The 23,700-nt window shown below is 71.9% G+C and carries 28 protein-coding genes and 2 pseudogenes; 13 read left to right on the top strand and 17 right to left on the bottom strand.

All coding sequences use genetic code 11. The annotated features are described in order from the left end of the window. Positions 1-11 precede the first annotated feature (11 nt). Positions 12-1,196 carry a GAF domain-containing protein gene (locus ACSHV8_RS11955; RefSeq protein WP_436532325.1) on the bottom strand — a complete coding sequence of 395 codons (1,185 nt, stop codon included), beginning with the start codon at positions 1,194-1,196 and terminating at the stop codon, positions 12-14. Between the two features lie 252 nt (positions 1,197-1,448). On the opposite strand from ACSHV8_RS11955, the gene ACSHV8_RS11950 reads away from it, so the two are divergent. The 3 genes from ACSHV8_RS11950 (at position 1,449) to ACSHV8_RS11940 (ending at position 2,878) form a co-directional block, all read left to right on the top strand. After that, on the top strand, positions 1,449-1,673 hold the full coding sequence (locus ACSHV8_RS11950) for a hypothetical protein (protein WP_436532323.1): 225 nt from the start codon (positions 1,449-1,451) through the stop codon (positions 1,671-1,673). Positions 1,674-1,801: 128 nt separating this feature from the next. Continuing rightward, the gene (locus tag ACSHV8_RS11945) at positions 1,802-2,281 is read left to right on the top strand and encodes a hypothetical protein (RefSeq protein WP_436532321.1); all 480 of its coding nucleotides are present in this window, start codon (positions 1,802-1,804) and stop codon (positions 2,279-2,281) included. Between the two features lie 243 nt (positions 2,282-2,524). Continuing rightward, the gene (locus ACSHV8_RS11940) at positions 2,525-2,878 is read left to right on the top strand and encodes a hypothetical protein (protein ID WP_436532319.1); all 354 of its coding nucleotides are present in this window, start codon (positions 2,525-2,527) and stop codon (positions 2,876-2,878) included. 85 nt (positions 2,879-2,963) lie between these two features. Here the strand turns inward: ACSHV8_RS11940 and ACSHV8_RS11935 are convergent, their stop codons facing one another. Beyond that, positions 2,964-3,458 (bottom strand): hypothetical protein, encoded by a 495-nt coding sequence (locus ACSHV8_RS11935; protein ID WP_436532317.1) that lies wholly within the window; start codon positions 3,456-3,458, stop codon positions 2,964-2,966. Between the two features lie 61 nt (positions 3,459-3,519). Next, a complete protein-coding gene (locus ACSHV8_RS11930) occupies positions 3,520-3,666 on the bottom strand; it encodes a hypothetical protein (RefSeq protein ID WP_436532315.1) in 147 nt (48 codons plus the stop codon). Positions 3,667-4,028: 362 nt separating this feature from the next. Here ACSHV8_RS11930 and ACSHV8_RS11925 point away from each other — a divergent pair, with 362 nt between their 5' ends. Then, positions 4,029-4,619, top strand: a complete 591-nt coding sequence (locus ACSHV8_RS11925; RefSeq protein ID WP_436536743.1) for a sugar O-acetyltransferase — start codon at positions 4,029-4,031, stop codon at positions 4,617-4,619. A 58-nt stretch (positions 4,620-4,677) separates the two neighbouring features. After that, positions 4,678-5,289 (top strand): TetR/AcrR family transcriptional regulator, encoded by a 612-nt coding sequence (locus ACSHV8_RS11920; protein WP_436532314.1) that lies wholly within the window; start codon positions 4,678-4,680, stop codon positions 5,287-5,289. 23 nt (positions 5,290-5,312) lie between these two features. On the opposite strand, the gene ACSHV8_RS11915 is transcribed toward ACSHV8_RS11920, so the two are convergent. Genes ACSHV8_RS11915 through ACSHV8_RS11905 form a run of 3 tightly spaced genes read right to left on the bottom strand, consistent with a single transcriptional unit; the run spans position 5,313 to position 7,656 of the window. Continuing rightward, entirely contained in the window at positions 5,313-5,801 is a 489-nt protein-coding gene (locus tag ACSHV8_RS11915) for a YbaK/EbsC family protein (protein ID WP_436532312.1), read from the bottom strand. A 2-nt stretch (positions 5,802-5,803) separates the two neighbouring features. Beyond that, positions 5,804-6,328, bottom strand: a complete 525-nt coding sequence (locus ACSHV8_RS11910; protein WP_436532310.1) for a helix-turn-helix domain-containing protein — start codon at positions 6,326-6,328, stop codon at positions 5,804-5,806. A gap of 20 nt (positions 6,329-6,348) precedes the next feature. Further along, entirely contained in the window at positions 6,349-7,656 is a 1,308-nt protein-coding gene (locus tag ACSHV8_RS11905) for an MFS transporter (protein WP_436532307.1), read from the bottom strand. A gap of 165 nt (positions 7,657-7,821) precedes the next feature. On the opposite strand from ACSHV8_RS11905, the gene ACSHV8_RS11900 reads away from it, so the two are divergent. Together ACSHV8_RS11900 and ACSHV8_RS11895 are read left to right on the top strand one after the other, a co-directional pair. Next, the gene (locus ACSHV8_RS11900; protein WP_436532305.1) at positions 7,822-8,535 is read left to right on the top strand and encodes an alpha/beta fold hydrolase; all 714 of its coding nucleotides are present in this window, start codon (positions 7,822-7,824) and stop codon (positions 8,533-8,535) included. Beyond that, a pseudogene (locus ACSHV8_RS11895) lies at positions 8,522-8,638 on the top strand (2TM domain-containing protein); the annotation flags it as partial. The gene ACSHV8_RS11900 and the pseudogene ACSHV8_RS11895, both read left to right, overlap by 14 nt. 96 nt (positions 8,639-8,734) lie before the next feature. Here ACSHV8_RS11895 and ACSHV8_RS11890 read toward each other — a convergent pair. Further along, positions 8,735-9,637 (bottom strand): annotated as a pseudogene (locus ACSHV8_RS11890) (PLP-dependent aminotransferase family protein); the annotation flags it as partial. A gap of 106 nt (positions 9,638-9,743) precedes the next feature. Here ACSHV8_RS11890 and ACSHV8_RS11885 point away from each other — a divergent pair. Further along, complete coding sequence (locus ACSHV8_RS11885) at positions 9,744-10,196, top strand: GNAT family N-acetyltransferase (RefSeq protein ID WP_436532303.1); 453 nt, start codon at positions 9,744-9,746, stop codon at positions 10,194-10,196. On the opposite strand, the gene ACSHV8_RS11880 is transcribed toward ACSHV8_RS11885, so the two are convergent. Further along, complete coding sequence (locus ACSHV8_RS11880; protein ID WP_436532301.1) at positions 10,173-13,247, bottom strand: ATP-binding protein; 3,075 nt, start codon at positions 13,245-13,247, stop codon at positions 10,173-10,175. The two genes, ACSHV8_RS11885 and ACSHV8_RS11880, sit on opposite strands and share 24 nt — an antisense overlap. A gap of 89 nt (positions 13,248-13,336) precedes the next feature. After that, entirely contained in the window at positions 13,337-13,597 is a 261-nt protein-coding gene (locus tag ACSHV8_RS11875; RefSeq protein ID WP_436532299.1) for a helix-turn-helix domain-containing protein, read from the bottom strand. A 52-nt stretch (positions 13,598-13,649) separates the two neighbouring features. Here ACSHV8_RS11875 and map point away from each other — a divergent pair, with 52 nt between their 5' ends. Next, on the top strand, positions 13,650-14,417 hold the full coding sequence (gene map, locus ACSHV8_RS11870; RefSeq protein WP_436532297.1) for a type I methionyl aminopeptidase: 768 nt from the start codon (positions 13,650-13,652) through the stop codon (positions 14,415-14,417). Positions 14,418-14,447: 30 nt separating this feature from the next. On the opposite strand, the gene ACSHV8_RS11865 is transcribed toward map, so the two are convergent. The 4 genes from ACSHV8_RS11865 to ACSHV8_RS11850 are packed head-to-tail and all read right to left on the bottom strand — an operon-like array spanning position 14,448 to position 17,786. Further along, positions 14,448-15,380: an ABC transporter substrate-binding protein gene (locus ACSHV8_RS11865; protein ID WP_436532295.1), complete on the bottom strand. Its 933-nt coding sequence runs from the start codon at positions 15,378-15,380 to the stop codon at positions 14,448-14,450. A 23-nt stretch (positions 15,381-15,403) separates the two neighbouring features. Beyond that, the gene (locus ACSHV8_RS11860; protein ID WP_436532293.1) at positions 15,404-16,090 is read right to left on the bottom strand and encodes an ABC transporter permease; all 687 of its coding nucleotides are present in this window, start codon (positions 16,088-16,090) and stop codon (positions 15,404-15,406) included. After that, positions 16,087-16,740: an ABC transporter permease gene (locus ACSHV8_RS11855; RefSeq protein ID WP_436532291.1), complete on the bottom strand. Its 654-nt coding sequence runs from the start codon at positions 16,738-16,740 to the stop codon at positions 16,087-16,089. Before ACSHV8_RS11855 ends, ACSHV8_RS11860 begins: the two co-directional genes overlap by 4 nt. Then, positions 16,737-17,786: an ABC transporter ATP-binding protein gene (locus ACSHV8_RS11850; protein ID WP_436532289.1), complete on the bottom strand. Its 1,050-nt coding sequence runs from the start codon at positions 17,784-17,786 to the stop codon at positions 16,737-16,739. The genes ACSHV8_RS11855 and ACSHV8_RS11850 overlap by 4 nt, the downstream gene beginning before the upstream one ends. Before the next feature lie 124 nt (positions 17,787-17,910). Here ACSHV8_RS11850 and ACSHV8_RS11845 point away from each other — a divergent pair, with 124 nt between their 5' ends. From ACSHV8_RS11845 to ACSHV8_RS11830, 4 genes are all read left to right on the top strand, one after another. Next, complete coding sequence (locus tag ACSHV8_RS11845; RefSeq protein ID WP_436532287.1) at positions 17,911-19,344, top strand: aromatic amino acid lyase; 1,434 nt, start codon at positions 17,911-17,913, stop codon at positions 19,342-19,344. A 1-nt stretch (position 19,345) separates the two neighbouring features. Next, positions 19,346-19,858 (top strand): MarR family winged helix-turn-helix transcriptional regulator, encoded by a 513-nt coding sequence (locus tag ACSHV8_RS11840; protein ID WP_436532285.1) that lies wholly within the window; start codon positions 19,346-19,348, stop codon positions 19,856-19,858. Then, the gene (locus ACSHV8_RS11835; RefSeq protein ID WP_436532283.1) at positions 19,859-20,677 is read left to right on the top strand and encodes a helix-turn-helix transcriptional regulator; all 819 of its coding nucleotides are present in this window, start codon (positions 19,859-19,861) and stop codon (positions 20,675-20,677) included. A gap of 216 nt (positions 20,678-20,893) precedes the next feature. Then, on the top strand, positions 20,894-21,802 hold the full coding sequence (locus ACSHV8_RS11830; RefSeq protein ID WP_436532281.1) for an NADP-dependent oxidoreductase: 909 nt from the start codon (positions 20,894-20,896) through the stop codon (positions 21,800-21,802). Here the strand turns inward: ACSHV8_RS11830 and ACSHV8_RS11825 are convergent. From ACSHV8_RS11825 to ACSHV8_RS11810, 4 genes are all read right to left on the bottom strand, one after another. Next, positions 21,792-22,397 (bottom strand): DUF998 domain-containing protein, encoded by a 606-nt coding sequence (locus tag ACSHV8_RS11825; protein WP_436532280.1) that lies wholly within the window; start codon positions 22,395-22,397, stop codon positions 21,792-21,794. The two genes, ACSHV8_RS11830 and ACSHV8_RS11825, sit on opposite strands and share 11 nt — an antisense overlap. A gap of 3 nt (positions 22,398-22,400) precedes the next feature. After that, positions 22,401-22,589: a hypothetical protein gene (locus ACSHV8_RS11820; protein ID WP_436532278.1), complete on the bottom strand. Its 189-nt coding sequence runs from the start codon at positions 22,587-22,589 to the stop codon at positions 22,401-22,403. 127 nt (positions 22,590-22,716) lie between these two features. Next, the gene (locus tag ACSHV8_RS11815; protein ID WP_436532277.1) at positions 22,717-23,145 is read right to left on the bottom strand and encodes a hypothetical protein; all 429 of its coding nucleotides are present in this window, start codon (positions 23,143-23,145) and stop codon (positions 22,717-22,719) included. Beyond that, positions 23,142-23,693: an RNA polymerase sigma factor gene (locus tag ACSHV8_RS11810; protein ID WP_436532275.1), complete on the bottom strand. Its 552-nt coding sequence runs from the start codon at positions 23,691-23,693 to the stop codon at positions 23,142-23,144. The genes ACSHV8_RS11815 and ACSHV8_RS11810 overlap by 4 nt, the downstream gene beginning before the upstream one ends. Between the last annotated feature and the right edge of the window lie 7 nt (positions 23,694-23,700).

Genomic DNA, 23,700 nt, shown 5'->3' with positions numbered 1-23,700 from the left:
GGCTCATCGTTTCAGCGATGCCGGTACGCGGCCAGGCCGCCCAGCTCCTCACTGGCGATGAACACCGACCGTACGTTGATGATCGCCTCTTCGACGTGGTCGGCACAGCCCCACGCCGCGTCACCCCACGAGTCGGCGATCTTGATCTCGGCCGGCTCGGCGCAACCGGCCGAGCCACCCAGCTGACAGCGCTCCGGATGCGGCGCGACAGCCTGCGCGGCCGCGGCGTCGCGCATCCGGGCGGCCAGCTCGGCCGCGTCGGCGACACGACGCTCGGCCTCGGCCCGCAACTCCCGCTCGGCCCGGACCGCCCTGGCCAGCTCGTCGTGAGCCGACCGAGCCTGCGCCTCGGCGACCGCCTTGTCCCGCTCGATGTGGTGGCGTTCGATGGCCAGGGCCGCGGTGCCGGCGAAAACCCGGGCCAACGCCAGATCCGGCTCCTGCGGCACGCGCGGAACCCGGTGATACATGGCGAACGTGCCCAGCAGACTGCCGTCGCGGGTCAGGATCGGCGTCGACCAGCAGGCGGCCAGCCCGGCCCGGCCGGCCAGCTCCCGGAAGTCGTCCCAGAACGGGTCGCTCCCGATGTCGGTGACGATGACCGGCTCACGCCGATGCGCGGCGGTCCCGCACGAGCCAACCCCTTCGCCGGTGGCGATCCCGTCGATCGCCTGGTTGTAGAAGTCGGGCAGGCTGGGCGCGGCGCCGTGCCGCAGGTGAAGGCCGTCCGGGTCGGCCAGCAGCACCGAGACCAGCACCTCCTGCGGGGCGAGCTCCTCGATCCGGCGGGCCATCCCGTCCAGGATGTCGGCCAGCGGCGCCTGCCGGGCGATCTGCTCCAGCAGCGCGCTCTGCTCGGCCATCAGCCGCTGGGCCTGCTTGACCTGGGTGGTCTCGACCCCGATCACGTGGATCCCGGTCACCTCGGCGTCGGCATCCAGACGCGGTTCATACGTGAGATCAAAAAACGCTTCGCGTACGTCCGGACCGGCGCCCGACTCGACCCGGACGTCACGGTCGGTGGCCGGCGCGCCGGTGCGGTAGACGTGATCCAGCCGGTCCCGGCTCAGGTTCTCGCCGAACGCGGCCAGGAACGCCGGGTTGGCCGACTCCAGCCGATGATCCCGCCCGGCGAGCACCGCGAACAGCGCGGTGGACTGCCCGAACAGCGCCCGCCGGTCCTGGTCCGTCGTCATGCTGGGGCGCCTCTTCTCTGCCGACACGGTGCAACGCCGGCTCAACCTACCGGGCGCCGGGCGGTGCGTGCCCGGCCACGCCGATTCCAAACGGTCAATTGGTGGCCCGGTAGTACGCCACCCGGCCGAACCGGGCCCGGGCGCGGCCATCGGATATCCGAACGTCAGCTACCTCATCAAACGCTTCCGCGCCGAGCATGCTGTAACCCGGCTCAGCGGCGGGCCAGCTGACTGCGCCTACGCTTTCGCCCTGTGCCTCTCATCGACCTCGACACGCCGACGCCGGTCGCTCCGGGGCGGGTGCCGCGATTCCTGATCGTGCTGCCGGTGGCGCTGATCGTTCTCGGTCTCCGCGGAGAGCCGATTCCGATCGGCGGCTGCGACCCGTTCATCGGCGGTGCGGGTCCCGTCCACACCCAGACGGTTGTCCTGGACGCCGACACGGGCGAGATCCAGCAAGTCCGGCCCTGCCCTTGAGCCACTCGTCCTTCGCACCGAGTGCCACGGTTGCCCGCGGCCTCCTCGATCAGGCCGACGAGCAGGACCGCGGATCCGCGCGGGCGGCACGATTGCCACCGCGATCAACGACCGTCCACAATGGCCCGGTGAAGGACTACGTTCCGCTCCTGGTGGCGGCGGTGGCGGCCATGACCGCTCTCGTGGGATACCTGCTCAACAGCGCCGCCGGTCGTCGAACGGAACGCATGCGCCGCTATGCCGACGCCCTCGACTCCGTGGAGCGTTACCAACAGCTTCCCTACACATTCCGGCGGCGGCACAACGAGACGGCGGAAATCCGCGACGAGTTGGCCCGGATGCTGGCCGACGTCCAGGTGGCCCTGGCGTTTCACCGCCGCTGGCTGCGCATGGACGCCGCCGAACTCGGCGATGCCTACGACGCCCTGGTCGACAAGATTCAGCTCACGAACAAGACCTTCCGCAAGGAAGCCCTCGCCGCGCCGCCGGCCGGTAAGGACGTGGACATCGAGATCAGCCCCAGGCACAAATTCGATCAGACCGCGGAACGCGACGAATGCCTCCGCCGCATGCAGAAGTACCTGCGTCTGTCACGCAACATCTTCTGAGACCAGTTGCGGCAGATAACATGCCTACGTGATGCGCTTCCGGAAAGCAGCCGGAATTCCGCCTGCGGTCATAGATCGCGCCGTGGAGCATCACGCTCGATGGGGCGGCCTTGCCCTGCCCGCCGCGCCTGGCCTGCCCGAAGATGCCGCCGGCCCGCGCGTGCTCAGGGCTGACACCCCGGAGCGAGAAGACGGTTTCCCTGGTCAAGGCTGGGTCTTCGAGGCGCTCCTCAACGAACGGCGGTGCCCTACTCGTTCCTGATCAGCTCGGACGGCACCTTCGGCGTCGCCGGCGGTGCAGACGGAAGGTGGGTGCCGCTGCACGGCAGTATCGATGGCTGGGTTGAGTCCCTGGCCATGGCGTGCGCAGCCATGGACGTCGCCGACACCGTCACCAGGCTGTCCGGCGAGGCGGTCGACAGTCTCGACCTGTCCTCCATGCAACCGGTGGGGTCAGTCGACGGGATTACGAATGGCTGGTGGTATCGGCCGGGGATGCTGGTGGCTCTCTACGCGGGCGAGTCAGAGTTGTTCGGCAGGTCGAGCTATCGCTCGGCCGTCACAAATTCGGGAAACATTGACATGCAGCGGCTATGAGCCGCTTCGCGAGAAATGGCTTTCGATAGATAGCTGACGAGCACGGCGGCCGTGGCGAACGGCAGGGTGACTCGGACCGGGACGCTCAGGAGATTCGCGCGTCGGCCGGGCCGAACGGGACGAGATCCACCTGGTCGGCGGCGGGGACGCGCAGCTGACGGCGGACTGCGGCGTAGAACCGGGGCAGTTCCGCCATCACCCGCTGGTCCGGCGGGAGGTCGTTGCCTTCGCCCTCGTCGGCGCGGCCTTCGCGGAGGGCGCGCAGCCAGAAGGAATGGCTCTGGATGCGCCGGGCGGACTCCTGGACGTCCAGGCTCCCGAGAATCCGGATCTGCTCACGCAGCGCCCGCAGCCGCGCGTGGAGGTCGTCGACCAGCTCACGCTCCTCGGGCGGCCGGCCGGTGGCGTGCATCAGCTGCCGGGCGGTGGCGGTGAAGTCCGCGCACACCCGGTACAGCTCGGCATCCCAGCGGGTGTCGATCTGGGTTCGCTGTTTGGCCCGTTCCATGAGGAAGGTCGGAAGAAATCCGAGACCGGCGCCGAGGACCAGGGTGACGACAGTGGCGGCGAAGGCAGGCATCCCCCGACGGTAGAAATCGACGGCAAGCGATCGGCGGCCGGTCCGTACACAATCCTGGGGTTCAGATGGTTGAGGGGGCGGCGACGAGGGTGTGCACTTCGTCGGCGTAGACGCTCCACAGGTCGCGCGAGAGGAAGTGGCCGGCTTGGGGCACGAGGCGTAGTCGTGCGGCGGGCACGGCGGCGGCGATGGCCCGGGCGGCGCTCACGCGGACCAGCGGATCCTGTTCACCGTGCAGGATCCGCTGGTCCGCGCGGTGATCCGGCGCAGTGGGCCACCGGACTGACAGCGCTGTTCGTCCAGAACGAGAATGCCGCACGCCAAGGCGCATACCTCAGCCACGCCGCCGCAGCGGGCCGGCATCCCTATCTCGCCGCCCAGTTCGCCAGGTCCCGGGCCGAGCCGACGTCGCCGTCACCGGACCTGTTCACGGCCGTGCTCGCCGGCGCGCTGACCGGCGTGCTCGACCGAGGGATCGACCCCGCCTGATACGAACTGCGCTCAGTAACGGCCGCCGGCCGGGGTGAGCGGCGTGGCCGGGAAGCGTGGTAGACCGGATTCATGGCGATCATGGGTGAGCGGGACGAGGTCCTGGAGCGGATCCGGCGGGGGCTTCTCTACACGGAGTCGGAGGCGTCGTTCCAGAATCCGCTGCGGCGGGCCGACCTGGTGTTCGAGTACAACCACACGCCGCCCGGCGACGGGGACGCGCGGCGCAAGCTGCTGGAACGCATCCTCGGGTCGGTGGGTGAGCGGACCGTGCTGCTGTCGCCGTTCCATGCCGGGTTCGGCAGCAACGTGCACATCGGTGACGACTTCTTCGGGAACGTGAACCTGACCTTCGTGGACGATGTCGAGATTCGGATCGGGAACGGGGTCATGATCGCGCCGGGGGTCACGCTGACCACCACCGGGCATCCGATCCACCCGAACCTGCGGGAGGACTTCCGGCGGTTCTCCGAGCCGATCGTCATCGAGGACAAGGTGTGGATCGGCAGCAACGTGGTCGTGCTGCCCGGTGTGCGCATCGGCTACGGGTCGGTGATCGGTGCAGGCAGTGTGGTGAGCCGGGACATCCCGCCGATGTCGGTCGCGGTCGGCGTGCCCTGCCGGGTGGTTCGGCCCATCACCGAGGAGGACCTTTCTTCCCGTACGGAATGATGGTCGTTCTGGTCTGTATTCTGACGGGAGCCGTTCAGCAATACGGAGGGTGGCGGCGATGACCAGTGTGACGCCGGCCGGGCCGGGACGACCGCGGGACCCGGAGGTGGATCGGCGGATCACGCAGGCGGCGCTGGACGTGTTCGGGGACGCGGGGTGGGCCGGGTTCGCAATGGAGCCGGTGGCGCGGCGGGCCGGGATCGGGAAGGCCACCCTCTATCTGCGCTGGAGCAGCAAGGAAGCGCTGCTGACGGATGCGCTGACGGCGGGGCTGCCGCGGATCAGTGACGTCGACACCGGGACGCTGCACGGGGATCTCGTGGAGCTGGCCACCCAGATGGTCGGGCTCTACGCCGGGCCGTGCAGCAAGGCGGCGCTGCGGCTCAACCTGGAGGCGGCGTCGATCGGTGGGGTGGCCGAGCATTACGCGCAGTTGCGAACTTCGCAGATCGCGGCGGCGCGGGACATCATCCGGCGCGGCATCGACCGGGGTGAGTTGCCGGGTGGGACGTCGGTGACGCTGCTGCTGGACACCCTGGCCGGTGGGGCGATGATGCACGCGTTGACCACCCCGCCCGGCGAGCGGGCCGCACTGACCGCGGGCGCCGCCGAGCACGCCCGCGAACTGGTCGACTTCCTGCTGCACGCCGTTGCGACACCGGCCCGGTAGCCCGGTCGCACCCACGGCTGGAGCTAGTCCGCGGCGACCTTCAACGGCCGGCCGCCGGTCAGGGTGAGCAGGTCGGCGTAGGTCAGGTCGAAGACCGTGTGCGGCGTGCCGGCCGCCGCCCAGATCACCGGGTACTCGTTCAGCGCCTCGTCCACGACCGTGCGCACCGGCGCCGGATGACCGACCGGCGAGACTCCCCCGATGGCCTGCCCGGTCACCGCCCGGACCTGTTTGGCATTGGCCATCGCGACCGTGGTGGCACCGACCGCCGAGGCCAGCACGGCCGTGTCCACGCGATGGCGCCCGCTGGTCATGACCAGCAGCGGCTCCTCGTCGGCGAGGAACAGCAGGCTGCTGGCGATCGCACCGACCTCGCAGCCCAGCGCGGACGCGGCCTCGGCGGCGGTCCGCGCGGAGTCCGGGAGCTGCCGGACCCGGGCGGTGACCCCGGCGTCGGTCAGGTGCTGCTGGACGATCCGGCTGCGTTCGGGCAGTTCCTGGTCAACGGTCATCGTCAAACGGTTCCTTCCTGGGAGGTGCGCTGTGGGTAGTGCATGAGCAGGATCACCTCGGCCGGGCCGCCCAGGGATCGGAAGTGGTGGGGCCGGTCACCCGGGTAGCGCAGGCTCTCGCCCGCGCCGAGTTCCCGTTCGGCGCCGGCCGGGCCGACCAGGACGCGGCCCCGGACCACGGTCACCGTCTCCTCGACGCCGGTGGCGTGCGGCGACGAGTCCTGCGGGGTGTCGTGCAGGGTGGCCCGGTAGACCTCGACCAGGTCCGGCTCGATCGGCCACCGGCCGAGCAGGACCGCCGCGACCGACGCGCCCTCGACCGGGACCGCGTCGTCCAGCAGCGCGCCGAGCGGCGCTTCGAGGGCGGTGGTCAGCGCGAACAGGGTGTCCAGGCGGGCGCCGCGGCGTTCGTTCTCCAGCTCGGAGATGGTGCCCTTGCCGATGCCGCTGCGTCGTGACAGCTCGGACAGCGAGACCCCGCGCTCGCCGCGCAGCCGTCGCAGTTTCGCCCCCACCGACTCACTCACCAGCACTCCCGTCGTTCTGTTTACAGAACGATAGCAGCATCCAGGGTGTAGCGCCGCTGTAGGGCGACGGCCAGGGTCATGAGGACCGCGGGCACCAGGGTGAAGCCGTAGCGGACCGCGGCCAGCGCCTCGGGATCGCGGGTTCCGGCGACGAAACCGCCAAGAGCCAGGCAGACCGAGAAGACGTACGGGCCGAGCGCGCCCCCGGTCGCCTCGGCCGCGGTCCAGACACCGGTGTAGCTGCCCGCGCGAGCCGGCCCGCCCGGCCCCGACGCGGCGATGACGTCGGGCACCATCGACAGCGGCATCAGCTGCATGGCGGCGAACGCGACGCCCAGCACGGCCACCGCCCCGATCACCACCGACAGTCCGGCCGCGCCGCCCAGCGCCAGTACGAGGGTGCCGGCCACGAACGCGGCCTGGGCCACGAGCAGCCCGCGCTGCTTGCCGAACCGCCGCGCGACCAGCACCCACAGCGGCGTGGCCAGCACCGCCGGGGTCATGAACGCGCCGACCAGCACGGTGGTCAGTTCGGGGCGGCCCAGTTCGTACCGGGCGAAGTACGGCATCGCGGCCAGCACCAGGTTCATCGTGATCGCCATGGTCAGGTACGACGCGGTCAGCGCCCGGAACTGACGGTCGCGCAGCGCCGCGAGCAGTCCCCCGCGCTCGCCCGGCCCGGACGGGCGGCCGGGCGCGGCCCGGTTGAGCCGGGCCACCCCGCCGACCCCGGTCAGCATCGCCACCAGCATGACCGCGCCGAGCAGCACGGCCATCCGCGCGTAGTCGCCGACGCCCGGGGCGGCCCCGGCCAGCAGGGGCGCGGCCACCCCGCTGACCAGGACGCCGACCGTGATGACCACATTGCGGTAGGCCATCAGCCGGGTCCGCTCGTGGTAGCCGATGCCCAGGTCGGCCGGGGTGGCCAGGTAGGACACCTGATAGAGCGAGTAGAGCAGGTTCCCGGCGATCAGCACCCCGGCCACCCAGACCGCGGCCGGGGTGCCGCGCAGGCCCGAGGGCACCGCGAACAGGGCCACGAAGGCGACCACGACCAGGCAGCCGGCCAGCAGAAGCCGCCGCCGGTGACCGCTGCGGGCCACGTCGGCGTCGGAGAGCCGGCCCACGCCCGGGTGCAGCACGACGTCGAGGACGTTGGGCACCAGCAGCGCGAGGCCGGCCACGGCGGCCGGCACGGCCAGCACGTCGGTCAGGAAGTAGAGCAGGAAGATGCCGGGGACGGTCACCCAGATGCCCATGCCGATCGAGCCGGCCGCGAACGGGACGAGCGCGCGCAGCGGCAGCCGCACGCCGGTTCTCTCGTGCACCTTCACCGCCGTACCCCCCCCATTGTTTTGATCGTGGGGTTGATGGTGCGGAATCCGGCTTTATTCCGACTGAATCGCCAGTGACCGGCCCGGTCAATTGGCCGTTCAGTGGGCGCTCGTAGCTTTCCCGGCGTGCCTTTTCTCTCCGAGCCAAAGGGGTGGTGAATGGTGAGCGGGAAACCCACGATCGTGCTGGTGCACGGCGCGTTCGCTGATGGCAGCGGGTTCCAGCCGGTCGCCCGGCAGTTGATCCTGGCCGGTTATCCGGTGGTGGCCGCGCCGAATCCGCTGCGCGGGCTGAGTTCGGACGCGGCCTATCTCGGGGCGCTGCTGGACCATGTCGAGGGACCGATCGTCCTCGTCGGGCATTCCTATGGTGGCGCGGTGATCTCGGCGGCCGCGCGTTCTGATGTGCGGGCGCTCGTCTATCTTGCCGCGTTCGTGCCGGAGGCCGGGGAGAGCGCGCAGTCGCTGGTCGAGAAGTTCCCGGGCAGCACGGTCGGCGAATCGCTGCGGCCGGTGCCGCTGCCGGGCGGGCAGGTCGATCTGTACATCGATCCGGCCGTTTATCACCCGAACTTCGCCGGTGACCTACCGGCCGAGGAGGCCGCGCTGCTGGCCCTGACGCAGCGTCCGGCCAGCGGTGCCGCGCTGGGTGAGCCGGCGTCGGGGCCGCAGGCGTGGCACACGATCCCGACCTACAACCTGATCAGCGGTGCCGACCGGATCATCCCGCCGGCCGCGCAGAAATTCATGGCCGAACGCTCCGGCGCCCACGTCGAGACCGTGCCGGGCGCCTCCCACCTGGTGTTCATCTCCCACCCGGGCGCGGCGGCGGCCCTCATCGAGAAGGCGGCGACCGACCATGCACAAGAGTGAGAGCGCGGCCCGGTGGGGCGTGCGGATCCACGTCCTCTGGTACATCGTGGCCAACATCGCGCAGGTCATCGTCTGGTGGCTGGCCACCCCGGACAAGTTCTTCTGGCCGTTGTGGTCGATCGTGGCCTGGGGCATCGGCCTGATCGCGCACATCTGGGCGGTCCGGGCGGCCTCCCGCGGGGCGCTCAGCTCGCAGGGCGTCGACGAGCACCCGGGCCCGTTCCCGATAGAGCCCGGCGGCGGCGCGGGCGATGTCGTCGAAGGCCGGGTCGGCGTCGAGCAGCAGCCGCTCGACGATCGCCTGGGCGACCGAACCGGTGTGCACGTCGAGCCGGTTCCGCAGCCGGGTCACCGGCTCGACCAGGTGCTCGGGCAGCACCAGCCAGCCGACCCGCCAGCCCGCCCCCAGCGTCTTGGTGAACGAATTGACGTGGATCGCCCGGTCCGAGTCGTGAAAATCCGCAACACCCTGATCAACACCGGAAAACCGCAGCTCACGGTACGGGTCGTCGACGATCACGTAGAAGCCGTAGCGCTCGGCCAGCTCGATCAGGGCCCGCCGTTTCGCCGCCGGCAGGCTCACCTGGGCCGGGTTGTGGAAGTCGGGGACCGTGTAGGCGGCGGCGATCCGCTCCCCCGCCGCGAGCCGTGCCGCCAGATGGTCGACGTCGAAGCCGTCGCCGCGGACCGGAACCGGCAGCACCCGGGTCGTGCTGACCTCCAGGGCCCACAGGAAACCGGGGAAGACCGGGTCGTCCACCGCCACCGTAGCGCCGCGCTCGACCACGGTCAGCACCGACAGGGTCAGCCCGTGCATGCCGCCGTTGGTGACCACGATCCGGCGCGGGTCGACGCCCTCCCGGGTCGCGATCCAGTTCCGCAGAGCGTCGAAACCGTGCGGCGCCGAGTACTGCAGGGCGTCCGCGCCGGCGTCGCGCCACACCCGCTCCGAGGCTCGGGCGATCGCCTCGACCGGCAGTGCCTCGGGCGCGGGGATGCCGCCGAGCAGGCGGATCGCCTTACCGGCGGGACCGGCGAGGCTGGCGCTGACGAAGCCCTTGGGCGCGGACAGTCCACGGGCGAGTGCACTCAGGTCGGTCATGCGATCCCTCCGTCCGAGGGCACTATTCGACCACGGCATCGACGCGGCCCGAGGTGGGCGGCGAAATTCCCTCGCGCTGCGGGGTGGTCGGTGCTTGGGTCGCGGCGTGACGACAATCGAGCGACGGTCCGACCCCTCGGCGACCGGCCGGATCCTGCGGGCCCTGCCGTCCTGGTTCGGCATCGAGGAGGCGGTCCTGGACTACGTGGACGACGCCGCCGTCCTGCCGAGCTACCTGGCGGTCAGGGATTCCGAGACGGTCGGGGTCGCGCTGGTTCGCCGGCATTTTCCCGAGTCGGCAGAGCTGCATCTCATCGCCGTGCATCCGCAGGTGCGGGGCACCGGCGTGGGCTCGCTGCTCGTCGCGGCGGTCGAGGACGATCTTCGGGCTGACGGGGTGCGGCTCCTGCAGGTGAAGACCACCGGCGAGTCGTTCGAGCACGACGGGTACGCGCAGACGCGAGCGTTCTATCGCGCCCGCGGGTTCGTCGCGCTGGAGGAGATCCGGGGCCTGATCTGGGACGGCCCGACGCTTCTAATGGTGAAGACGCTCGGATAGCAACTGCTGGGCGCGGCGGGCGAACAGGTGCACGCCGCGGGTGGTGGCGTGAGTGCCGGCCTGTTCGGCGGCGGCGCGCACGACCACGGCCGGCTCACCGCGGGCCTGGGCCAGTCGGGCCCGCAGCATCAGGAGCAGGCCCTCGGCGTAGCGCTGGCCGTGCTCGCGGACGGCCCGGTCGGCGTGGTCGAGGGCGTCGGCGGCCCGGCCGGGATCCCCGGCGGCCAGCCACATCTCGGCGATCAGGCCGTAGTGGAACGCGACGCCCCACTGCGGCGGGTCGAGCAGGTGGGCGGCGAGCAGACGTTCGGCCTCCGCGGCCGGCCCGGCCGGGTCGTCGCCGGTCAGGGCTCGGGCCCAGCACCGGTTCAGCCGGATGTAATGGTCGATCTGCGAGCCGAGGCCGTTCTCGTCCCAACGTTCGGCGGCGTGCACGGCCCGGGCCGGGTCGCCCGCCATGGTGGCGATCATGGTTGTGTAGTAGACCCAGACCGAGGTCGCGTACGGGTCGCCGGGATCGTCCCAGGTGTCGACGAACGCCAGGGCGGTGCCGACGTCGCCGTGCAGTGCGGTGGTCACGGCCCGCCAGCCCGGCCCCTCCCCCGGGATCGCCCCGTCGAGCCGCAGCGGGGTCGGCGGGCCGGGGTCGCCGTCGTCGTCCTCGGTGAACGACCGGTAGGCGCCGTCGATGTCGCCGACGTCCCAGCGGTGCAGGCCCCACGCCTGCCGGCCGTAGCGGCGCACGGCCGGATCGTCCGAGGCCAGGCCGAGGTCGTGCATCCGGCGGGCCAGGTCGCCGCGCCCCGGCTCGATCGACGTGTAGGCGCCCATCACCCGGATGAAGAAGAAGTCGGCCGCCTCGGCGTCCCGCCCGAGGCCGCGGGCCAGGTATTCGGCGCGTTCGAGCAGGTCGAACGTGGACGCGTCGTAGCCCGACTCGCGGCGCACGACGATGGCCAGCAGGGTGAGCGCGGACAGTTCGAGGTCCATCAGCCCGGACGCGCGGGTGACCTGCACGGCCGAGCGCAGCTGCCGGTTGGCCGATTCGAACGCGAGCCGGGTCGCGGCGCGGCGTCCGGCCCGGATGAGGGCGCCCGCGGTGCGTTCCGGCTCGGCCAGGGGACCGGCCGCCCACAGGTGGTAGGCGAGACGCTCGGCAACGGTCTCGTCGTCACCGTGCGTGCTCTCCAACGCGTCCGCGACCTGAAGGTGCAGCCGGACGGAGTGCGGCCGGGTCGTGGTCTCGGAGATCGACTCGCGGACCAGGTCGTGGGCGAACCGCAGCGCGGCCGGGTCGTCCGGGCCGGGTTCGAGCAGGCCGAGCCCGTGCAGCGGTTCGAGGCGGCTCAGGCATGCGGCGACGCCGAGCCCGGCCGCGCGGGCCAGCAGCCGCACGTCGACGTCGCGGCCGATCAGGGCGGCGACGTGCAGCAGTTCGGTGACTCGTGGGTCGAGTCCGGCCATCCGGTCCCGGACGACGTCACGCACCGTGGCCGGCACGGTGGCGCTGCCGCCGGCTTCGCTGATCAGTCGGGACACTTCAAGGACGAAGAACGGATTTCCCGACGTACGGGCGTGAACCGCCCGGGCAACCGCCTCCTCCGGCTCGTGCCCGGTCTCGCGCCGGATCAGCCGGGCGACCTCGCCCGGCCCGAGGGGTCCGAGCCGCAGCCGCCGGTGACCGGGCAGCCGGCCGGCCGCGGCCAGGACCCGCGACAGCCCCGAGCCGGGGATCGGGGCCCGGTCACGCAGCGCGCCGATGATCGCGGTGCCGGCCGGCAGCCGTGCGGCCAGGTGGCCGAGCAGTTGCAGCGACCCGGCGTCGGCCCACTGCAGGTCGTCCAGGACCAGCAGGGTCGGCCGGCGCACGGCGGCCTGCCGGACGAACGCGACGACCTGTTCGAAGAGCCGGAACCGGGCGTCGCCGCCGGGGATCGCCCGGGTATCGCCGCGCGGGCCGAGCAGGATCCCGAGGTCCCCGGCCAGCCACGTCTCCCGGTCCGGGTCCGGCAGGTCGGCGGCGATCCGGCTCAGCGCCTGCTCCCACGGCCACATCGACGGGACACCGCCGCCTTCGAGGCAGGTGCCCCAGGCGATCAGGGCGCCGTGTCCGGTGGCCAGGGCGGCGGCCTCGGTGAGCAGGCGGGTCTTTCCGGCGCCGGGTTCGCCCTCGACGATGCCGATGGCCGTGCGGCCGGCGACGGCGCTCTGCACGGCCCGCCGCAGCACGGCCAGTTCGCCGACGCGCCCGACCAGCCCGGTCCCGGCCGGCTCCTCTTCCCGTGCCGGCCGGGCCGTGACCTGCCCCGATACGCGCCGGTGGGCCTCCTGCAGGGCGGCGCCCGGGTCGAGGCCGAGTTCCTCGGCGAGCCCGTCGCGGACCGTGCGGAACACCGACCGGGCCTCGGCCGGGTGCCCGGTCGCGCCGAGCGCGGTGACCAGGGCGGCCTGGACCGGTTCGTGGAACGGGGACATCGAGGCGGCCAGGCGCAGCGCGGGCAGGATCCGCGACGACCGGTCGAGGCGGGCGGCGAGTTCGGCCGCGGTGACGCACTCGGCGTAGAACTCGGCGTCCAGGTCGGCCAGGATCGTGGCCGCGGCCGTCCCGTCGGCAAGGCCGTCGCCGGCCGGGCCGCGCCAGAGGGCGAGCGCCTCGGCGTAGTGGTCGAGGGCGGTCTCCGGGTCGGCGCCACGGGCGGCCCGGACCAGGTCGCGGAAGGCGGCCACGTCGAGCACCGACGGATCGGCCGTGAACAGGTAGGAGTTGCCGCGCAGCTGCAGGAACGAGCCGGCCTCGCGGGCCGGCCGGTGCGGTTCGAGGAGTCGCCGGAGTGCTCCGACGTACTTCTGCAGGATGTTGAGGGCGCTGGCCGGGACGTCGTCGCCCCAGAGCAGGTCGATCAGCTCGCTCGTGGCGGCCGGACGACCGGCCCGGGCGGCGAGCAGGGTCAGCAGGAGGGCCTGGCGGCGGGGGCCGGGATCGACGTCGGCGCCGTCGCGCCGCAGTCGCAGCGGGCCGAGGATCTGCACGGAACGGGTCGTCGCGGCCACGCTCTCGCCCCCGGGTGGACATCTCCTACGGTGGCGGCATCGTAACGCGGGGGCGGCTCAACACCGTACGCCGAATCGGGTTTGATCTTTCAGGAATTGACCGGGACCGCGGTGAGCCAGGTGTCGGCGAGGTCGGCCAGAGGCACGCCGAGGACCTCGCTGAGGTTGACGATGGTGCCGAAGGCCGGGGTGGGCACGCGGCCGGCCTCGATCTTGCGCAGGGTTTCCGGGGAGATGCCGGCCGCGAGGGCGACCTCGGCCTGACTGCGGTCGCCGCGGGCGGTGCGCAGCGCGGCGCCGAGACGCCGGCCGGCGGCGATCAGGTCCGGGGTGAGCGGTGGGCGGATCATGGGGCTCCTCTCCGGCGGTGGTATAACTATACCGCATAGAGGAGGGGTCAACGTGATCGAGCTCAAGGCGCCCGGGGAGATCGCCCGGATGGCCGTCACCGGGCAGTTCGTCGGCGAACTGCTGGCCGAGCTGGCTGGGATGACCCAGCCCGGCGTCAACCTGATGGATCTGGAACACCACGCTCGCGGGCGGATCAAGCAGCGCGGCGCCGAGTCGTCCTACTGGGATTACTCGCCGTCGTTCGGGCGCGGCCCGTTCCGCAACGTGCTCTGCCTGTCGGTCAACGACGCGGTGCTGCACGGGCTGCCGCACTCGTACAAGCTACGCGACGGCGACCTGCTCAGCATCGACATGGCGGTGGCGATCGACGGCTGGGTGGCCGACTCGGCGGTGTCGGTGATCGCCGGTACGCCGGCCGACGCCGACCTGCGGCTGATCGAGGCGACCGAGGTGGCGCTGGAGGCGGGCATCGCCGCGGCCAAGCCGGGCGGCAAGCTGGGCGACATCGAGGCCGCGATCGGCGGCGTCGCCCGGGAGTACGGGTTCTCGGTGAACATGGAGTTCGGCGGCCACGGGGTCGGCCGGACGATGCACGAGGCGCCGCACATCCACAACGACGGCCGGCCGGGGCGTGGCATCCGCCTGCAGCCCGGTCTGACGGTCGCGATCGAGCCGTGGCTGTGCGCGACCACCGACAAGATCAAGTATGACAAGGACGGCTGGACGATCCGGTCGGCCGACGGCTCGCGGACCGCTCACTCGGAGCACACGATCGCCGTCACCGAGGACGGGCCGCAGGTCCTCACCCGCCGGCCGTGACCGACCGGCGGGTGAGGGGTCAGTCGATGATCAGAGCAGGCCGTTGTCGGTGAGGAAGGCCTTCGCGACGGTCGCGCTGTCCTGCTTGTCCACCTGGACCTTGGCCAGGTAGGTGGTGAGGTTCTCGGTGGTCAGCTTGGCCGAGACGGCGTTGAGCGCGGCCGAGACCTTGTCGTTCTTGGCCTCGGTGCGGATCAGCGGGATGACGTTCTGCGAGGTGTAGAGGTTCTTCGGGTCCTCGAGGACGACCAGCTTGTTGGTGGCGATGCCGGAGTCGGTGGAGAAGATGTTGCCGACGTCGATGTTGCCGTCGACCAGCGCCTTCATGGTGAGCGGGCCGCCCGCGTCGAGCGCCTTGAACTCCTTGAACTTCACGCCGTAGACCGATTCGAGGCCCTTGAGGCCCTGGTAGCGCTCCTGGAACTCGGGACCGGCACCGACCTTGAGGGTGGGCGCGACCGCCTTGAGGTCCTCGATGCTCTTCAGGTTGTACTTGGTGGCCGTCGCCGAGGTGACGGTCAGGGTGTCCTTGTCCTCGGCGGCCGACTGGTCGAGCACCTCGGTGCCGGTGGGCAGGACCTTCTTCAGCGCGGCGAGCACGTCGGTCGGGCTGCTGACGCCCTCGGGCACGCCGCCGGTGGAGAGCGCGGCCAGCAGGGCGCCGTTGTACTCGGGCAGCAGGTCGATCGAGCCGTCCTGCAGCGCCTTCAGGTACAGCTCGCGGGCGCCGATGTTGAACTGCCGCTTGACCTGCACACCCTTGGACTCCAGGGCCTGCGAGTAGATCTCGGCCAGCAGCTCGCTCTCGGCGAAGTTGGCCGAGCCGACGGTGACCGCCGACGCCGACGCGCTGCTGTTGCTGTCGCCACTGGCCAGCGGGTCGCTGTCGGCGCCGCAGGCGGTCAGGGACAGGGCGAGGCTGACGCCGGCGATCGCGGCGCCGATGGTACGTATGCGGGACATGTTCGACCTTCCGATGCGGGATTTCAGGGGGTGGCCCGGCGGGTACGGGACTGGGCCCGTCCGGTCAGGCCCGGTGAGACGATCCAGCGCTGTACGAGCGCGAGGAACAGGTCGAGCAGGACGGCGAGGACGGCGACGACGATGGCGCCGGCCAGGACCCGGGAGTAGTCGTTGACGGCCAGGCCGTCGATCAGCAGGCGGCCCAGGCCGCTCAGGCCGACCGCGGCGGCCACGGTCGCGGTGGCGACGACCTGCAGGGCGGCGCTGCGGAAGCCGCTCATCATCACCGGCAGGGCCATCGGCACCTCGACCTTGAACAGCACCTGCCAGGGGCGCATGCCCATGCCCTTGGCGGCGTCGACGACGCGGTGGTCCAGGGTCCGCATGCCGGCGTAGGCCGAGGTCAGGATCGGCGGGACGACCAGCACGGTCAGCGCGATCAGGACCGGCATCAGGCCGAGCCCGAGCAGGGTGACCATCAGCATCAGCAGGCCCAGGGTGGGCAGCGACCGGCCGGCGTTGCCGGCGTTGATCGCGATGAACGAGCCGCGGCCGGTGTGCCCGATGTACAGGCCGACCGGCAGCGCGATGATCGTGCCGATCAGCAGCGCCAGGGCGACGTAGCCGAGGTGCGCGAGGATCAGCTGCGGGATGCCGCCGGGCGCACTGAGGTCCCAGTGGGCGGAGTCGAAGAGGTACGAGAGGTTCACGCGGCGCCCCCGCCCTGGTATTTGGTCCACGGCGTGAGCGCCCGCTGGACCAGCACGATGATCAGGTCGGCGACGGCGGCGAGCAGCACGGACAGAATGATGCCGATGATGATCGGCTCCAGGTAGAACAGCTGGAAGCCGCGGGTGAACAGTTGCCCGAGACCGCCGATGCCGATCAGGGCGCCGACGCTGACCAGGCTGATGTTGGAGACCGTGGCGACCCGCAGGCCGGCCAGGATGACCGGCAGCGCGACCGGCAGTTCGACGTCGAGCAGGCGGCGCGTCCGGCGGTACCCCATGGCGGTGGCCGACTGGACGATGACCGGGTCGACCGCGCGCAGGCCGTCGGCGACCGTGCGGGCCAGCAGCGCCACGGTGTAGATGGTCAGCGCGACGACGATGTTGGCCGGGGCCAGGATCTTGGTGCCGAGGATCACCGGCAGGAACACGAACAGGGCCAGCGACGGGATCGAGTAGAGCACGCCGCAGACGTTCACCAGCGGGTGGTAGAACCAGGGGAAGCGCACCCCGAGGTAGCCGATCGGCAGGGACACCACGAGCCCGATCAGGATCGGGAGCAGGGCCAGGTAGATGTGCTGCTGCAGCGCGGCCAGCACGACCGCGTGATTGTTCGACAGGTATTGGATCATGCGTCGCGCTCCGCCGCCCGCCGGTCACGCCGGGCGGCCAGGAAGTCGACCAGGTCGTGGTGGCGGACGAGACCGTCGGCGGCGCCGTCCGCACCGACCCGCACGGCGACGCCGACCGGGGAGGTGATCGCCAGGTCGGTGACCATCCGCAGCGAGTCGGCCTTGGTGAACACGCCGGCGGTCGGCTCGACCGGGCCGGTGGCGCCGCGCCGCCAGCCCAGGGGCCGGCCGGCGTCGTCCAGGACCAGGTCCGCGCCGTCGGTCTCGGTCAGCGGGCGCACCGGCAGGTCGGCCGCGGTGTCGAAGGACAGGCTGCGCAGACCGCGGTCGCGGCCCACGAACTCGGCCACGAAGTCGTCGACCGGGTGCTCCAGCAGTTCCTGCGGGGTGCCGAACTGGGCCAGGCGCCCGCCCTGCCGGAAGACCGCGACCAGGTCACCCAGCTTGATCGCCTCGTCGATGTCGTGGGTGACCATGGCGATCGTCTTGCCCAGGTCCTGCTGCAGCCGGAGGAACTCGCGGTGCAGGCCCTCGCGGACCACCGGGTCGACGGCGCTGAACGGCTCGTCCATCAGCATCACCGGCGGGTCGGCGGCCAGGGCGCGGGCGACGCCGACGCGCTGCTGCTGGCCGCCGGAGAGCTGGGCCGGGTAGCGCCCGGCGAACTCGGCCGACAGCCCGACGCGCTCCAGCAGCTCCAGGGCGGCGGCCCGGGCGGCGCGGCGGGTCTGGCCGAGCAGCAGCGGCACCGTGGCCACGTTGTCCAGGACCGTCTTGTGCGGGAACAGACCGGCGTGCTGGATGACGTAGCCGATGCCGCGCCGCAGCACCGCCTCGTCCTGCCCGGCCACGTCCTGGCCGTCGATCAGGATCCGGCCCGAGGTGGGGGCGACCATCCGGTTGATCATGCGAAGCGAGGTGGTCTTGCCGCACCCGGACGGGCCGACGAGCACCGTCATCTTCCCGGTGGGCATCTCCATCGAGAGGTGGTCCACCGCGGTGCTGCCACCGGGGTAGACCTTGACGACGTCCGCAAATGTGATCATGGCGCTCCTGGCGGTGGCGAACGTTCTCGTGAATACTGCTATTCATACTTGTGTGGTGGTGAATAACAAGTCAACGGGCACGTGAGAGGTGTTACGGCTCGTTAACACGCGGGCAGGAGGTTACATGCAGTCCGCCAGTGCCGTACCTCTCGACGGACGAACATTGTCGATCTCCGGGTTGCTCGCGATCGCATCGGGGCGGTCCACGGCCGAGGTCGGGCCGGCCGCGCTGCGGCTCGTCGAGGCCCGGCACGCGCGCCTGCACGCGGCCCGGGAACGCGGGGCGGTCTACGGCGCCAACACCGGCGTGGGCGCCAACCGGCACGAGAACGCCGACGACGGGGCCGAACACGGACTGCGCCTGCTGCGCAGCCACTGCGCGGCGGTCGGGCCGGAAGAGGACGACGTGACGGCTCGCGCCGCCATGACCGTACGTCTCAATCAGATTCTGGCCGGTGGTTCCGGTGTTTCCCGTCGGGTGGCCGAGGCGCTGGCCGCCGCGTTGCGCGACGGTGCGGTGCCGAGTCTGCATCCGTGGGGTGCGATCGGGACGGCCGACCTGTCCGCCCTGGCCGAGCTCGGGCTGACCCTGGCCGGGGAACGCCCGTGGCGCTCCGGCAACGGCCCGGTCATCACCATCGACGGCACCGACGCCCTGCCGATGATCAGTTCCAGCGCGCTCACCGTGGCCACCTCGATCCTCGCCCTGGCCCAGGTGGAAGAGCTGATCCGAGCCTCCGTGGTGGTGGCCGCGCTGTCGTTCCTGGCCCTGCGCGGCAACCCGGAGGCCTACCACCCGGCCGTCCACCGGGCCCGCGCCCACCCCGGTCAGGTCGAGGTGGCCACCCTGCTCAGCGGCCTGGTCGCCGGGTGCGCGCCGCCGCTGCGCATCCAGGACCCGTTCGGGCTGCGGGTGGTGCCGCAGGTCACCGCGCCGGCCATCCACGCCGCCCGGTCCCTGCACGACGTGCTCACCGCCGAACTCAACGCGGCCGTGGAGAACCCCCTGGTGACCGACGACGGTGTCCTGCATCACGGCCAGTTCCACACCGCGACGCTGGCGGCCGGGCTCGACGCCGTACGCAGCGCGTTCCTTCCGGTGTTGTCGCTCTCCTCGGCGCGCGTCGGCCTGCTGATGCGCCCGGACATGACCGGGCTGCGGGCCTTCCTGGCCGACGGGCCGGGCGGCAGCTCCGGCGTGATGATCAGCGAGTACGTGGTCCAGGACGTGCTCACCGAGATCCGCGTCGGCATGCAGCCGATCGCCGCCGGAACCCTGACCATCTCGCTCGGCCTGGAGGAACACGCCAGCTTCGCCACCCAGGGCGCCCGCTCGCTGCGCCGGATGACCCGGCTCGCCCCCACCCTGCTCGCGGCCGAGCTGGTCGCGGCCGTGCGCGCGCTGCGGATGGCGCCGGGGCGGCTGCCGGACGGGACCGCCCGCGACGCGTTCGAGGTGGCGGCCAAGAACCTGGATCCGCGCTTCGAGGACCGGCCGCTCGGCACCGACCTGGAGAGCGCCGTCGCCGCGCTGCCCGCCCTGGCCGAGCTGCTCTAGCATGTCTCGGGTGGGTGATCCGGAAGGCCTGAGCGCCGAACAGCTCGGCGCGTACTTCGCTCTGATGGAGGTCAGCAGCCTTCTTCAGTACGCGGTCGACGAGCACCTGCGGGCCGACGGCGACCTCAGCTACGTGCAGTTCCAGATCCTGGCCCGCCTGGTCGACGCGCCCGAGGGCCGGCTGCGGATGACCGACCTGGCCGACGGTCTCGTGTTCAGCCGCAGCGGGCTCACCTACCAGGCCGGGCTGCTCGACAAGCGCGGCCTGATCACCCGGGCGCCGTCGCCGGACGACGAGCGCAGCGTCATCGTCACCGTCACCGCGGCCGGGCGGGACCTGGTCGCCCACGTGCTCCCCGGGCATGTCGAGCGGGTGCGGCGGCTGCTGATCGAGCCGATGGCCGGCACCGATCTCGCCGACCTGAGCGGGGTGCTCGGCCGGGTCCGCGACCACATGCGGGCCACGCCGCCCCGGTCGGCCAAGCCTCGCGCCGGGCGTAACCGGGCCGGCTGAATGGATCGGGCCCTGCTGGCCGATTTCCTGCGGGCCCGCCGGGAGGCGCTGCAACCGGAGGACGTCGGGCTCCCGCGTGGCTCGCGCCGCCGGACCGGCGGGTTGCGGCGTGAGGAGGTCGCGGTGCTGGCCGGCATGTCGGCCGACTACTACAGCCGGCTCGAACAGCAGCGCGGGCCGATGCCGTCGGAGTCGATGCTGGCCGCGGTGGCGCGGGCGCTGAGCCTGAGCCCGAGCGAGCGGGATCACCTGTTCGCGCTCGGCGGGCACTCGGCGCCGCGCCGTGACCTGCCGGACGAGCAGGCCAGCCCGACCATGCGGCGCATCGTCGAGCGTCTGCCCCGGGACACACCGGCGATCGTGTTCTCCCGTTTCGGCGAGGCGCTGCTGCAGAACGCCGGGGCGGTCGCGATGTTCGGCGACTACACGCGGTTCAGCGGGATGTCGCGCTACCTCGTGTATCGCTGGTTCACCGATCCGCAGCAGCGCGCGCTCTATCCGCCCGAGGATCACGAGCTGCGCGGGCGGGTGTTCACCGTGGACATCCGGGCGGCGTACACGGCCGACCCGGACGGCACGGCCGGGGCGATCGTCGAGGCGTTGCTGGCCGTCAGCCCCGAGTTCGCCGAGGTGTGGCGGTTGCACGAGGTGGACGTGACCCACCATCAGGAGCTCAAACGCTACCGGCATCCGCGCCTGGGTGAGCTGGAGCTGCACAGCCAGTGGCTGGTGGATCCCGACGAGGGCCAGGAGCTGCTGGTCTTCCTGCCGCAGGCGGGTTCACCGAGCGAGGAGAAGCTCCGGCACCTGCTGGATTGATCCGGCTTCCGGGCGTTTTATCCACGGACGATCGATCCCCGGATAACGGCGACATTCTCCCGGTACGCGGTTCACGACAGGCTGTTCTCAGGCCGCCGCACCGAATGTCGGGCGGCTCACACCACTTCCGGTTTGCTTCGAACTCGAAGCAAGCTATGGTTCAGAAGTGCTTCGAATACGAAGCACTCGGCAGGGTTCGAGAGAAGAGAGCCAGCGATGAAGGCAGTGCGTTTCCACGAGTACGGCGACCCGAGCGTCCTGCGGTTCGAGGACGTCGAGCAGCCCGCGCCCGGCGCCGGGCAGGTTCTGCTCCGGGTCGCCGGGACGTCGTTCAACGGCGTCGACGGCAACATCCGGGCCGGATTCATGCAGGGCCCGATCCCGGTGACCCTGCCCCACACGCCCGGCCTGGACGTCGCCGGCACCGTGGTCGCGGACGGCGAGGGCTTCACCGCCGGGGACACGGTCGTCGGGTTCCTGCCGATGACCGGCACCGGCGCCTCGGCCGAGTTCGTGGCCGCCCCGGCCGACATCCTGGCGGCGGCCCCCACGAGCATTCCGCTGGCCGACGCGGCGGCACTGCCGACCGTGGGCCTGACCGCCTGGCAGGCCCTGTTCGACCACGCCAAGCTGACCGCCGGGCAGCGCGTGCTGATCAACGGCGCGGGCGGGGCGGTCGGCGGTTACGCGGTGCAGCTGGCCAAGAACGCCGGGGCGTACGTGATCGCCACCGCCGGCCCGGGCAGCGCCACCGCCGACGAGATCATCGACCACCACACCACCGACGTGATCACCGCGGTCACCGAGCCGGTCGACGTCGTGCTCAACCTCGCGCCGGTCGAGCCGGCCAAGCTGGCCGGTCTGCTCACCGTGATCCGCCCCGGCGGGATCCTGGTCAACACCACGGTGTGGATGCCGGCGCCGTCCGACGACGAGCGCGACGTCCGCGGCATCAACCTGTTCGTCCGCAGCGATGCCCGTCAGCTGGCCCAGCTCGTGGCCATGGTCGACGCCGGTGAACTGCGCGTCGAGGTCGGGCAGCGGGTCCCGCTGGCCGAGCTGGCGACGGTGCACGCGCAGGCCGCCGGCGCGACGCTGCCCGGCAAGACCGTCATCACCGTCTGACGGCCGGCTCCACCCGACGGTCAGATTCCGGCGCCGGGTCGAACACGGTGGCCAGGGCGATGCCGACCAGCCAGCTGACGGCGACCACGAGCAGAACCCGCTCCAGGATCGCGCTCGTGGCGCCGCGGCCGGCGAACAGCATCATCAGACCCAGGGCGGCGCCGAGCGGCACGGTCAGCGCCAGGGCGACCGTGCTCAGCGACCGGGGCGCCGGACGCGCGGCCATCGCGGCGGCCAGCACGAACATGCCGAGAATGCTGGCGGCGGTGTGCACGACATCGGTGAGGGTCGTCGGCTCGAACGGCGGCAGAGGACAACCGTCACTGCACGGGACCACCCCGGACGTGCCGGCCAAACCGGCCGCGACCAGCAGCAGAAGCCCGATCCGGGGCTGAGCACGACCGAGCAGCGCGACGCCGATGGCGAGAAGAACCAGACCGAGACGATAAATTATTGCGTACGGGTGACCGGCCGCGCCCGCCTCGCTGACATAGCCCCGCCACCAGGGCCCCGGATCGGCGACGAGCGCGGCGAGCATGACCCCGGCGCCCGCGGTGACCGCGACAGCAGCCACCGCGGCGAGCCGGCGACTCACCGATCAGCCGCTGCGACGGTTGCCGTACTGGCGGGGGCTCTGCACGGTGCCGGAGCGGCCGTGCACGTGACCCGTGGCCGACACGGCCTGGGCGGCGGCCTTCTTGCCCTTGGCCCGGCGGGCCGCCCGGTTCTCGAACGGCTGCTCCTCGGCCTCGGTGGTGGGCTCGGCGTCGCCGGTAGCGTCAGTCATCGGTTTCTCCTCATGCTGTTTCAGGACCGGACCAATCGCTGCGGATGCCGCGACAAACAGACGGTAGCGCGTGGGCCGTCGCGGGCCGGGACCGACCGCCCGACTGGCCGCCCACGGCCTGCCGGCCTCACGGCGAGGCCGGCGTGACGTTCGGCTTGGACCCGGATGCGGTCGGGGTCGGCTCGGCGGTCGGCCACGAGAACGACGGCACGGGCGGCGAGATGCTCGGCGCCGAGGTCGGCGGGCTCGGCGAGGCGGGCCGGGACGGCGTAGCCGGCGAGGTCACCTGGACCGGCGAGGCCGGCCGCACGGGCGCCGGATCATCGGGCCTCAGCAGGGCGAACGCCGTGATCGAGACGGCCGCGGCGGCCAGGCCGGCCGACAGCGGCAGCCACCACCGCGCCGGCGCACCGCGGCGGACGGCCCGGAACGCCGCCGCTTCGTCCCCGCCGGTCGCGGACGGTGCCGGCTCGTGGCGCAGGTCGCGGGTCGTGACGGCGGCGGCCCGGGCGGACAGGGCCGAGCGCAGGCGCTGCTCCAGGTCGGTCTCGGTCATCGCTCCCCCAACTGGGCGCGTAGCAGGGTCAGGGCGCGGTGCGCGGTCGACTTGACGGTTCCGGCGGTGACCCGCAGGGTGGCCGCGATCTCCCGCTCGGACAGTCCCGACCAGTAGCGCAGGACGATCACCTGGCGCTGGCGGGTGGTCAGCCGGCCCAGGGCCCGGATCACCTCCCGATCGCCGGTGCCGAGCAGGGCCTCGTCCTCGGCGGCGGGTGCCGGATCCGGACGCGGCGGCCGGTAGGCCCGGGTGATCCGGCGCCGGCGCAGCGCCGACCGGGCCGCGTTCATGACGGCCGACACCAGGTAGGCGTTCGGGTCGTCGAGCGCGTCCAGGGCGGCGCCGTGCCGGCGGTAGAGCCGGGTGAAGACGTCCTGAACGATGTCCTCGGCGGTGGGCAGGTCGTCGACCATGAGCACGGCCAGCCGGACCAGCGGCAGACGGCGTTCCCGGTAGAGCTCGGCGACCGAGGGCGCCGCGGCCGCCGCGGTCACGACCGGGCCCGAGGCGGCCCCTCGCCTCCAGCGCAGCAGCGACGTGGGCATCGGCAAC

This window comes from Actinoplanes sp. HUAS TT8, from assembly GCF_051380535.1.
Classification (GTDB): domain Bacteria; phylum Actinomycetota; class Actinomycetes; order Mycobacteriales; family Micromonosporaceae; genus Actinoplanes.
Note: the sequence above shows the minus strand (reverse complement) of the source record. Positions and strands in the feature narration are given on the sequence as shown.